This window comes from Flavobacterium sp. NKUCC04_CG (genome assembly GCF_019345525.1).
Lineage (GTDB): Bacteria > Bacteroidota > Bacteroidia > Flavobacteriales > Flavobacteriaceae > Flavobacterium.
In genome coordinates this window covers 227,600-240,020 of record NZ_JAHKRA010000001.1, presented here as the reverse complement: position 1 = coordinate 240,020, position 12,421 = coordinate 227,600, and the positions used below count along the sequence as shown (strand labels likewise).

Here is a 12,421-nt window from a genome sequence, read left to right as displayed (position 1 = left end):
TACGAAAAGGATTTCCTTGGCGCAATATAACTTCACAAATGCTAAGGCGTTTCAATTTATAAACAGTAAAAGGCGGGAAATAAAAAAGCCTGTTTTGGTTTTTCAAAACAGGCTTTTTCTATTTGCTTTAGGCTTGATAAACAACCTTCTTTACGTCGTCTTCTGTAATAACAGTAGTCAAATGATGTTGAGCTAAGGATTTCATAGCCTTATCCCATTTTTTACCGCTTAAACCGGTTTGGTCCTTTAAATCGTTTAAAGCCAATTTATTTTCATTTTTTATAAGTATAGCAACAATTTCCTTCTCTTCGTCAGTTAATTCAATAGTCGGAGTTGTTTTTTCCAAACGCATCTGAGGAAAGAAAAGAACTTCTTGTATGGATGGGTTGTTCGTTAGAAACATGATCAAACGATCCATTCCAATTCCCAAACCGGATGTTGGTGGCATACCGTATTCCAAAGCTCTAAGGAAATCTTGGTCGATAAACATCGCTTCGTCATCCCCACGCTCAGATAAAGCCATTTGCGACTCAAATCGCGCTCGTTGATCGATAGGATCATTTAACTCGGAATAGGCATTAGCCACTTCTTTACCGCAAACCATCAACTCAAAGCGTTCGGTTAACTCTGGATTATCGCGATGTACTTTAGTTAAAGGTGACATATCAATGGGATAGTCTGTGATAAAAGTGGGTTGGATATAATTACCCTCGCATTTTTCACCAAAAATCTCATCGATTAATTTTCCTTTACCCATGGTTTCATTTACTGGAATTCCCATGCCTAGAGCAGCAGTTCGAATTTCGTCTTCCGTTTTTCCTGTGATGTCAAAACCGGTAAACTCAAGTATAGAGGCCGTCATTGTAACGCGTTTAAATGGCGCTTTAAAATTGATGCTGTGGTCGCCGAAAACAGCTTCTGTTGTTCCGTTCACAGCTTTGGCACAATGCTCTAACAGATTTTCGGTAAAATCCATCATCCAGTTGTAGTCTTTATAGGCTACATAGATTTCCATTGCTGTAAACTCCGGATTATGAGTTCTGTCCATACCTTCATTTCGGAAGTTTTTGGAAAATTCATAAACACCGTCAAATCCGCCGACAATCAATCGTTTTAAATACAATTCGTTGGCAATTCTCATATATAAGGGCATGTCCAAAGAATTGTGGTGCGTGATAAATGGACTTGCCGCAGCACCTCCAGGAATCGGTTGTAAAATCGGGGTCTCAACTTCCATGTAACCGGCCGCATTAAAATACTCCCGCATGGCGTTGAATAACTTTGTTCTTTTGATAAAGGTCTCTTTGATGTTAGGGTTAACTACCAAGTCCACATAACGCATTCTATAACGCAATTCAGGATCGGTAAAAGCATCAAAAATTTGACCGTCTGCATCGGTCTTTGGTAGCGGTAATGGACGTAAAGACTTACTTAATAACGTTAAGTTTTTTGCGCGTAACGTTTTTTCTCCTACTTGAGTTACAAATAACTCTCCTTCAATACCGACGATATCTCCGAGGTCAATCAATTTTTTGAAAACCTCATTATATAAAGTTTTGTCTTCTCCTGGACAGATTTCGTCTCTGTTGATATATACTTGAATACGCCCTTCGCTATCTTGAATCTCGGCAAAAGAAGCCTTACCTTGAATACGAGAAGACATTAATCGTCCAGCTACTACAACCTTCTTTCCCTCTTCGAAATCAGCTTTGATTTGCTTGGATGTATGATCAACAGCAAATAGGTTAGCAGGATAAGGATTGATGCCGAGCTCTTTTAATTTGCCCAACTTGTCTCTTCGAATGATTTCTTGTTCTGAAAGTTGCATAATAGTCTATTTATATAAAGGCGACAAATATAGTTATAATTTGAGTTGGAGGCAATTGTAAATCTATAAATGAACGGATTATAGGCAAAAAATACGCTAATTCTGAGAACTGTATAAAAGGATTTTTCTAAGGGGTTTTGTTTTGATTGGGGTTCTGGGAATAAACGAGGAATTCACGATAAAATATTTTGGAACCTGGTTCGAAATTCCTCTGAAAAAATACCGTACTTTGTAAAAGTATAAATGGAGTTGTTTTAGAATAAAATTAATTTTTGAAAAGCGGTTTTTATGGGTTTCTGGCGTGTGATATTAGCAATTTTTTTGCCTCCCTTGGCCGTCTTGGATAAGGGATGTGGTTCTGTGATTATTGTAGGGATTTTGACTTTGTTTGGCTGGGTTCCCGGAGTCATTGCCGCATTAATTATTTTAAACAACCCCAATAGATAAGACTACAAAATGAATAAAAAAGTGCAGTTAATCAATCTGGGAAATAAAGATTATAAAGAAACTTGGGCTTACCAAGAAGAATTGTTTCAAAGTGTGATCGATACCAAGATTTCGAATAGAAGAGAAGAAAAACAAGACGAGACAAAGAATTACTTTTTAATGGTAGAACATCCACATGTTTATACTTTGGGGAAAAGTGGTGATTTCGAAAACCTGCTTCTCAGTGAAAAGCAATTGGAAGAAAAAGGGGCTACTTTTTATAAAATAAACAGAGGAGGTGATATTACCTACCACGGACCGGGTCAAATTGTGGGTTATCCCATTTTGGATTTGGAAAACTTCTTTAGTGATATTCATAAATACCTGAGACTTTTAGAAGAATCGATGATTTTAACCCTGAAGGACTATGGAATTGAATCGGGGAGGAGTGAAGGTGAAACGGGAGTTTGGCTGGATGTTGGAACTCCTTTTGCAAGAAAAATTTGTGCGCTTGGTGTTCGAGCATCACGATGGGTAACCATGCACGGTTTTGCTTTAAATGTCAACTCCGACTTAGGATATTTTGACAATATTATTCCTTGCGGGATTCGAGGAAAAGGAGTTACGTCTTTGAATGTAGAATTGGGCGTGGATAAGGTAGATGAAACCGAAGTGAAACGCAAGATTATCCACTATTTCGCTCAGCTGTTCGAAGCCGAGATGGTTTCGTAAAGATTCAGATTGATTTTCTCTTGATATAAAGATTCGCAAGTGTACTTAGGTATGATTGCGAATCTTGTTGTATTAGCTCGTTTTAAATGCCATAGGCTAATAGTTATTCCTGGTTTTTTAGAAAGCGGTGGCAATGGATTAGATTTCGAGACTCAGTTGTTCGGGTAATAATCGAAATGTGGTTCTGTGGTATTTGCAAGGACCAAACGCTCGTATGGCATCACGGTGTTCTTTTGTCGGATAGCCTTTGTTTTTTTTCCAATTATACATCGGAAATTCTTCGTGTATAAGATTCATATAATCGTCCCTATAGGTTTTGGCTAAAATGGAAGCCGCAGCTATACTTAAATATTTCATATCGCCTTTTACGATACACTGAAAGGGAATTTCATCGATGGGATAAAACCGATTGCCATCGACTATAATATACTCCGGTGTCAGATCTAATTTTTGTAAAGACAATTGCATTGCCTTTATCGAAGCATTTAAAATATTGATTTCATCAACAACAGACTCGTCTAAATGGGTAACTTTAAAGGAAAGCGCTTCTCGCTCAATAAGTTCACGTAGGGAATAACGTGTTTTTTCGGTAATCTTCTTAGAATCGTTAAGTATTTCATGTTGGAAGTCAAAGGGCAAAATGACGGCAGCTGCAGTAACAGGCCCTGCAATACATCCTCTGCCGGCTTCGTCGGTACCGGCTTCGATCAGTTTTCCAGAAAAGTTTGATAGTAACATTTTGAATCTAATTTAGACTTGATTACATTTAGGGGGTAAAAATAACAAAACTAATAAATATAAAAGCAATGAAGCAGTCTTCGTTTTTTAAAATAGTTGCTTGGGGCGTATTGCTTTTTGTAGGCAATAGCGTTCTTGGACAAAACAATTCATTGCGAAAAAAAATAACTCAAGATTATAAACCTGCAATTATTGAAACACTTATTAAGGACTATAAAAGAGTCGTGATAGATAGTGTTGCAAGTAAATCGATTTTATTAGACAATCGGCAGTGGGTCGAAGTTGATGCATTGGGTAATAAATTATATTATAAAACAAATAATCAAGTTTCCGCGGTTGCTACTAGAGTGAACGAAATCAACAGCGGAGGGATTCAAGGTTTAGAATTAAACGGAGAAGGAATGATAGTTGGGGTTTGGGATGCCGGTATTCCCAAGTTGGATCATATAGACCTTAAGGGTAAGGTATTTATAAAGGACGACAGCAATGAAAGTATGATTACAAAACACGCGACTCATGTCAGTGGGACTATGGTTTCGGAGGGTAGCGTTCGCGCTAAAGGTAGAGGTTTGATGCCCAAGGGTACTTTGTGGGTTGGAAATTGGGTAAATGATTTAGAGGAAATGATAGGATTGGGCCGTCTCGGTTTATTGGTTTCTAATCATTCCTATGGTTTGGACCCGGAAAATATGCCCGAGTATTATTTTGGATCTTATACCAAAACCACTCAGGCAGTAGATGCGATGACGTATAATATGAAATACTATCAACCTGTGGTTGCTGCTGGAAATGATCGAAAAAAATATTTAGAATACAACCCTACTAAAGATGGACGCGATTTATTGACGGCAATGGCTGTTTCCAAAAATGCAGTAGTCGTTGCGGCAGTAGAACAGCTTGTGGATTATCAAAAGCCATCGGATGTAGTGATGTCTTACTTTAGCAATTGGGGACCGACAGACGATTATCGGATTAAGCCCGATATAGCTGCTCCGGGTGTCAATGTGTTGTCAACGGTAGATGCTACGGATACGGCTTATGCTTTGTTGAGTGGGACCTCTATGGCTACACCGGTGGTCAGTTCTATTTTTGCACTTTGGCAGCAATATTATGGAATATTAAACGACAATACTAAAGCCTTGACCTCGGCGAGCATTCGGGGCATCATGGCGCATACGGCAGATGAAGCGGGTTTGTACCCTGGACCAGATTATCAATTTGGATGGGGATTAATCAATGCGAGTAAAGGAACGCGTTTTTTGAAATCGGCCAACAGCATGCAGGGCGACTTTTTAGAAGAAACGGTATTGGGACAAGGGGAAGTGAATACATATAAAATTCAAATTAGTGAACCCAAAGAAAAACTGGAAATTACCCTTGCGTGGACTGATAAGGAGGGGGCGGTAAAGCTTGGTAAACTAGATGATTTTACACCAGATTTGGTGAACGATTTAAATGTTTTGGTCCAAAAAGGTAGTATATTATATTATCCATGGCGATTAAAAAAAGACAAGTCGAATCCGATTGCTGAAAAGGGAATTAACGATGTGGATAATATTGAAAAAATAGAAATTGTCAATCCAGAGCTAGGAGAATATACTATAAAGGTATCACATTCCAAGAAATTATTTTTAGGTGAACAAGATTATTCCATTTTGATTTCTGGGATAAATAAAATTGACAAAAATGACATGAAATTTGAAGGAGGAGTTAAAATTTGGCCCAATCCTGCTTCGGACTATATAAGTATGACTATGGGAGGGGCGGATATGAATGGTGGAAGAGTCGAAATTTACGATACAAATGGAAAAAATGTACTCCAAATCAATGCTGTTGAGACAAATCGAAAGGATATGTGTAAAATTGATATATCTATGTTAAAATCGGGTGTCTATTTCATAATATTTAAAAAAAATGGAGTTAAAGAAGTTTTTACTGTGATTAAATTATAAAAAGCCGAATTTTTATACACTATATATAGCATAAATGCTCGGATATTGAGGGAATTAGAATGTTAAAAATATATTATCTAACAAAATTTTAGTAAGTTTGTTAGACTAACTAATTCAATTCAATAATGAAATCGAAGTTTAAATGGATTTTAACGCTACTAGTATTGGCGTTTTCTGTGCAATTGTCGATTGCGCAGGAAAAAACTCTTTCGGGAGTTGTTTCTGAGTCCGGGTTTCCTTTACCCGGGGTTTCAATAGTGATTAAAGGTACCCAAAACGGTACTCAGTCGGATTTAGATGGAAGGTATTCCATCAAGGCAAAGGCTGGGGATGTTTTGGTATTCACCTTTATTGGTCTTAAAAATGTAAGCCAAACTGTTGGAGCTTCTAACACACTTAATGTAAGTATGGTATCTGACGATGCGATGCTGGAAGAAGTGGTCGTATTAGCTTACGGACAAGTAAAAAAGAAAAATGAGATTACGGGTAACGTTGTTTCTATTAAAGGAGACGTTGTTTCTAAAGTTCCTTTGGTTTCTGCGGATCAAGCACTTCAAGGAAGGGTAGCGGGTTTACAAATGTCAACGACTTCAGGAGCTCCTGGAGCACAACAAAACATTCGTATCCGTGGACGTAACTCGTTTTCGGCGGGTACTGAACCGTTAATCGTAATTGATGGAGTACCTATGATGACTGCACCTAAAATTGGAGACAATATTAGTGATGCATCTGGAAACCAGTCAGGTAGAAAGGAAATTACTTCTCTTTCTCCTTTAGCAGGTATTAATAGCGCAGACATTGAGTCGATGACTGTACTGAAAGATGCAGGATCTACGGCGGTTTATGGTGCCAGAGGTGCTAATGGAGTTATCTTGATTACCACTAAAAGAGGAAAAAGCGGAGCTACCAAGTTTGCTGTTAACACTACTTTAGGTTTTCAAAACAATGCGGTTAAAGGACCACAGATGTTAAACGGTGCTCAGAGAAAAGAACTTTATCTTGAGGCGGTTTACAATACTTATGGAAAAAGTAAAGGATTTGGTAGAGATGGGGCTTATGCTTATGCAGTAAATCCAGATAATAGAGTAAGCGGTGGTGCACAATTATTGAAATGGGTTAATGATGGTGAGGTTTCTACTGATTGGGGTGACCTGGTACGTAGAAAAGATGCTCCTATTTCAAGTGTCAATGTATCGGCTTCTGGGGGTGATGAAAAATCCAATTTTTATGCATCTTTAGGACATGATAAATCGGAAGGTACGGTTATCGGTGCTGATTTTAGAAGAATTTCTGCTTCCTTGACTATGATGAGACAATTGTCAGACAGGGTAGAATTCAATACGAGTGTTAACGTTTCCAATGTAAGGCAAAATGCTTTATTGGAAAATGGTGCTTATTTCTCAAATCCCAACTTGACCAAATTGTTTATGAGTCCATATACTCCGGCATATAACAAAGACGGGTCGTATAATCTGCCATCAGGTGGTTTGGCAAACGTACTTTACATTAAGGAAAATAATTATGATATCAATGATTATACAAAAGTGATGAATACCAACAGTTTGTCTTATAAAATTACAGACAACTTAAAATTCACTACCAATTTGTCGTTGGATTATAGTTTAACGGACTATCTTGGTTACCAAAACCCAGTTCATGGTGATGGAACTAGTATAGGAGGAAGTTCTTCCAATTATATCACTAGATCTTTTTCTTATTTGGTGCAAAACGGTTTGGATTATCGTTTTTATATTGCTGACGATCATAGATTTGATGTGAAGTTTGTTTATGAATACCAAAAGTTTAAAAGCAAATTGTTACAAGGATATGGAGAAGTTATTCCGCTTGGTTTTACTCATTTGGGTACTGCGGCGACTAACTTCAATGCAACGGGTAAAGACTATGATGCGGCTAATCAAGGTTACGTAGGAATCTTAAATTATAGCTATTTAAATAAATACTTAATTGATGTGACCGCAAGAAGAGAGGCTAACACTCGTTTTAGTGATGACATTCGTTGGGGTAATTTCTGGTCTGTAGGTGCAGCTTGGAATGCGCATGAAGAGGAGTTTTTAAAAGGATCGGCATTTAGTACTTTAAGATTAAGAGGTTCGATTGGTAGCAATGGTAATGCTGATTTTGACGTAAATCAATTTCAAGCATTAGCTAATACGGTTTCTTATGATGGAGAAGGTGGAATCGCACCTTTGCAATTAGGTGGACCGATTGGGTGGGAAAAACAAGATAAACTTGACGTTGGTATTCAATTGGGTCTTTTTGACAATAGAATTACAGCATCTGCAGCTTATTTTAAAACCAAATCATCAGACATGTTGATGGCTAATCCACTTTCTAAAATGAGTGGATATGATTCTCAAATTCAAAATATTGGGGCGGTTGAAAACAAAGGTTTTGAATTTGAATTGAATGTAGATGTTATCCGTTCACAAGACTTCAACTGGTCTATTGGTGGTAACTTGGGAACTGTTAAAAGTGAAATGACGAAGATGCCTATTGAAAATGGAGAATATACAGTTCTTAAGAATTCTTATAAAAGAGATGCTGTAGGTCAACCTATTTACGCATGGCATATGCCAACTTATGCAGGAGTGAACCCTAAAGACGGTTTGGCACAGTGGTATAAAGCTGATGGAACTACAACTTCGACTTATGGGGATGCTGAGGCAGTATATCAAGGAGGAAGTCCTTTACCGACTTATTCTGGAGGAGTATTTACTCACTTAGATTATAAAGGATTTTTCGTTGATGCTTTGTTCTCCTTTGCTGGTGGACATAAAGTATATGAAGATTGGGCTGCTCAAACACATAGTGTAAGTACAAGTTCTTTAGTGACATACAATGGGGTGGATAATTTGATGGACAGATGGCAAAATCCTGGTGATATCACTGATGTACCGCGAGTGGATGTTTTAAGTACTCCTAATGCTGCGTCAACATCACCTTCTTCAAGATTTTTATATGACGGCGATTATATCCGTCTAAGAAACGTAGCCTTTGGTTATAATTTCAATTCTGAAGCATTGAGATTTATCAAATTGGATGGAATCACCTTGTCTGTAGTAGGAACAAACCTAGCTACTTGGGTTAAAGATAGTAGATTGAAATACGATCCAGAAATTGATGCTAGTGGATTTACGAGCTTAACTGCTCCTCCTATCAAATCGGTAGTATTTTCGATTAATGTTAAATTCTAAGAAATCATGAAAAAAATATTTTATACTGTTTTCTCACTATTAGTATTAGGTGGTGGTTTGGTGTCTTGTTCCAAAGATGCTTTAGATCCGTCGTTATCTGTAGATAGAGATTTAAATGTGAAACCAATCGAGACCGAGTCGGACTTGAGAGCGGTGCTTACTGGTGCTTACGAAACGATGACTCACTTTACTTATTACGGTAGAGAAATCTTGATGTTTGACGAGGTACGTACGGATAATGCCTATTCAGTTGGGTATTCAAACCGTTTTATCAACGTAAGCCAGTTTGCAGTTACCGCTAACCATGTTTATCCAGCGGATACTTGGAAACAAATTTACAAAGTAATAAATTCCTCCAATTTGGCTATTGGTGCTGATGTTACTAAAGGTGATAAAGAAGCTATAGATAACTATAAAGGACAAGCATATGCTATCCGTGCTTTAGCTCATTTTGATTTAGTGAAATTGTATGGTCAACAAAATGTGGATCAAAATGCGGATGCTTTAGGAGTGCCGTATATTACTAAGTTTTCAGAATTAGATGCAAAGAGTTATGTTCGTTTAACTGTTAAGGAAAACAGAACCTCGATTTATGCTGATATCGATAAAGCGATTTCTTTAATGACCGACGATACTAGTGAGTTTACTAGAATAAACAAACAATCGGCTTTAGGTTTAAAGTCTAGAATGGCTTTGTATTTCGCTGCTTTTTTCCCAGAAGATTATGCTGTAGCTAAAGATGCAGCTGCAAAGGCTATGGAGATGGGTGGAAGCATCGTGTCTAAATCGGCATTTGATGCTTCATTTGGAGCAGAAAGCAAACAGGCAAACTCCATTTTTGAATTGGCACAGTCTGGTGTCTTCAATCAAGGAACGAACTCGATGTTTTATGTGTTTAGCTATGATGGGTATGGAGATGTTTTAGTACATCCTGATGTATTGGATTTATTCGCTAACCCTGACGATGTTCGAGGTGGTGAAAAAATGATAGCGGAAGACGTTGACGGAGATCTTAGAAACATCGGGAAATATCCAAAGATGAGTTCCAATCTTAAAGTAATGCGTTTTGAAGAACTTTTATTGAACTATGCTGAAGCAGCTTTTATTTTAAATAATGGCGATGCTCAGGCGTTGGATTTGATAAACCAATTGAGAGCTCAAAGAGGAGAAGTAGCATTTACTGCTTTGACACTGGAAGACATTCGTACAGAACGTAGAAAAGAGTTGATTTTTGAAGGTTTCCGTTTTGATGATATGATGCGTTATAAAATGGAGATACCAACAAGTCCAGTAACGACTAAAGTGATTCCTTACGGAGATACCAAATTGGCTTTTCCAATTCCTCAAAATGAAATTAACGTTACTAAAATCAAACAAAATAAAGGTTACTAGTACTTTGATTTCTATAGTTTATCTAAACTTTATAACTAAAAAGCCATCTTCGGATGGCTTTTTTTATTTTATTCAAAAATAAAATTACCTTTGTCCAAACTAATCTTTTTTATGCAAAAGTATCTTTCCGTTTTATTGGTTTTAGTCTCTTTGAGTGTTTCGGCTCAAATCAGTAAAAGAGCCGTTCGTGTAGACAGTGGAAATCAATTTTCAACGGATCAAAAGTCTTTAAATAAAAGCAATAATAATAATGACGATTTTGAAAACAGTGACGGAACTCGTAAAGATAAAGAGGCTGTCATCAAAGATTCTGTCGCTCCTATAGCCGATTATAAAATCATTACTTTAAGAAACGATACCATTTCCGTAGATACTGCTTTAAGTCTTAAAAAGTATTACGCGATGAATTATTTGCGTAAAGATGAGTTTGGATTATTGCCTTTTGCAAATGAGGGCCAGACTTATAACGTTTTAAATTACGGTGCCCAAAAAAACAGCGTTTTACCCGCAATGGGTTTTAATGCCAAGCAATTTAATTATCTACAAATTGAAGACATCAATTATTTTTCTGCACCGACTCCATATACCGATTTGTTTTACCGCTCCGTTATAAAACAAGGACAGATTTTAGATGCCTTTGTAACCTTAAATACCAGTAAAAATCTAAACTTTTTTGTAGGTTATAAAGGAATGAGGTCCTTGGGTAAATACATTAATCAATTGGCTTCGACGGGTAATTTTAAACTCGGATCCAGCTATATCTCTGACAACAAACGGTATTTCTTACGAACGCATATAACGGCTCAGGATATCTTAAATCAGGAGAATGGGGGAATCACTGATTTGGCTAACTTTGAGAGCAGTGAGGTGCCTTACGATAAGCGAGATCAGCTCAATGTATATTTCCGCGATGTAGAAACCATGTTAAAGGGAAAGCGGTTGTATATCAACCATCAATATCAATTGAATAGCTCTTTGGAAAACGGGATATTGTTGACCCATGAATTTACCTATGAAGATAAATTTTTTAATTACTCTCAGCCCAATGCGGCAGCCGGGGGCATTGTAGGAGAGCCTTTGAGGTTTGGCAATTTTTTCCAGTCCGAAATCAGCAACAAAACCCGCTATTATCAATGGTATAACAAAGTTGGTGCGGCCTACCAATCGAGTTTATTTGGACGATTCGAATTTTTTACCGAATTCTTACAATACGATTATCGTTATAAAAGTATAGCGGTCATTTCAGATCAAGTGATTCCAAGTGGATTGCACAACAACATTACTTTAGTGGGTGGAAAATATACCTATCACAAAGATAAATGGAAGGGAAGTTTGTTGATTTCAAACTCTTTGGGTAACGACGATACTAGTAATATTGAAGCGGATTTGAGATATCATATAAACCCAGAAATTCAGATTGATTTTGGATTTCAAAAACGCAATAAAACTCCTGACTTAAATTATCAATTATACCAAAGTGATTATGTAAATTACAATTGGTATAATCAGTTTAACAACGAAAAAATTACGCAGTTCACAGCAACGGCTGCCACACCGTGGTTAAACATATCGGCAAAATATGAAGTTATCAACGACAAGATATATTTTACCAATACAGCTACAGCGCTTAATGATGAAGGTATGCCGATACAATTGGTGGTAAAACCCACACAATACGACGGAACCATAAATTATTTATCTATACAAGCCAATAAGGATTTACGTGTAGGTAAATGGGGGTTAGACAACACGGTATTGTATCAAAAAGTGGATCAGTCCCAAGCAGTTTTGAATGTGCCAGAAATCGTATGGAGGAGTACCTTGTATTTTACCGATGCCTTTTTTGACAAGGCATTAAAATTCCAAACGGGAGTAACGTTAAACTACTTTAGTAGTTATTATGCTAACGACTACAATCCCTTAATCGGAGATTTCTACGTACAAGACCAACGCAAAATGGGTGATTACCCTGTACTTGATTTTTTTATCAATTTAAAAGTCCGTACGGCTAGAATTTATCTAAAGGCCGAGCATTTTAATTCGTCGATGACGGGCTATAATTTTTATTCGGCACCGAATTATCCATACCGCGATTTTGCAATTCGATTTGGCTTGGTTTGGAATTTCTTTACATAAGA

Annotated in this window: 8 protein-coding genes; 6 read left to right on the top strand and 2 right to left on the bottom strand. The window is 37.3% G+C overall.

Translation table 11 applies throughout. From position 1 onward, the window contains the following. Positions 1–127 precede the first annotated feature (127 nt). Positions 128–1,828: a lysine--tRNA ligase gene (lysS, locus tag KO524_RS00930; protein WP_219288273.1), complete on the bottom strand. Its 1,701-nt coding sequence runs from the start codon at positions 1,826–1,828 to the stop codon at positions 128–130. Positions 1,829–2,116: 288 nt separating this feature from the next. Between lysS and KO524_RS00925 the strand changes: the two genes are divergently transcribed. Beyond that, positions 2,117–2,275, top strand: a complete 159-nt coding sequence (locus KO524_RS00925; protein ID WP_219288271.1) for a YqaE/Pmp3 family membrane protein — start codon at positions 2,117–2,119, stop codon at positions 2,273–2,275. 9 nt (positions 2,276–2,284) lie between these two features. Further along, positions 2,285–2,986 (top strand): lipoyl(octanoyl) transferase LipB, encoded by a 702-nt coding sequence (gene lipB, locus KO524_RS00920; protein ID WP_219288269.1) that lies wholly within the window; start codon positions 2,285–2,287, stop codon positions 2,984–2,986. A 138-nt stretch (positions 2,987–3,124) separates the two neighbouring features. Here lipB and KO524_RS00915 read toward each other — a convergent pair whose 3' ends face one another. After that, positions 3,125–3,724 carry a ribonuclease HII gene (locus KO524_RS00915; protein WP_219288267.1) on the bottom strand — a complete coding sequence of 200 codons (600 nt, stop codon included), beginning with the start codon at positions 3,722–3,724 and terminating at the stop codon, positions 3,125–3,127. 68 nt (positions 3,725–3,792) lie between these two features. Between KO524_RS00915 and KO524_RS00910 the strand changes: the two genes are divergently transcribed. From KO524_RS00910 to KO524_RS00895, 4 genes are all read left to right on the top strand, one after another. After that, the gene (locus KO524_RS00910) at positions 3,793–5,676 is read left to right on the top strand and encodes a S8 family serine peptidase (protein ID WP_219288265.1); all 1,884 of its coding nucleotides are present in this window, start codon (positions 3,793–3,795) and stop codon (positions 5,674–5,676) included. 125 nt (positions 5,677–5,801) lie between these two features. After that, the gene (locus tag KO524_RS00905; protein ID WP_219288263.1) at positions 5,802–8,891 is read left to right on the top strand and encodes a SusC/RagA family TonB-linked outer membrane protein; all 3,090 of its coding nucleotides are present in this window, start codon (positions 5,802–5,804) and stop codon (positions 8,889–8,891) included. A gap of 6 nt (positions 8,892–8,897) precedes the next feature. After that, positions 8,898–10,283, top strand: coding sequence for a RagB/SusD family nutrient uptake outer membrane protein (locus KO524_RS00900; RefSeq protein ID WP_219288261.1), 1,386 nt, complete (start codon positions 8,898–8,900; stop codon positions 10,281–10,283). A gap of 111 nt (positions 10,284–10,394) precedes the next feature. Continuing rightward, positions 10,395–12,419 (top strand): putative porin, encoded by a 2,025-nt coding sequence (locus tag KO524_RS00895; RefSeq protein ID WP_219288259.1) that lies wholly within the window; start codon positions 10,395–10,397, stop codon positions 12,417–12,419. Positions 12,420–12,421 lie beyond the last annotated feature (2 nt).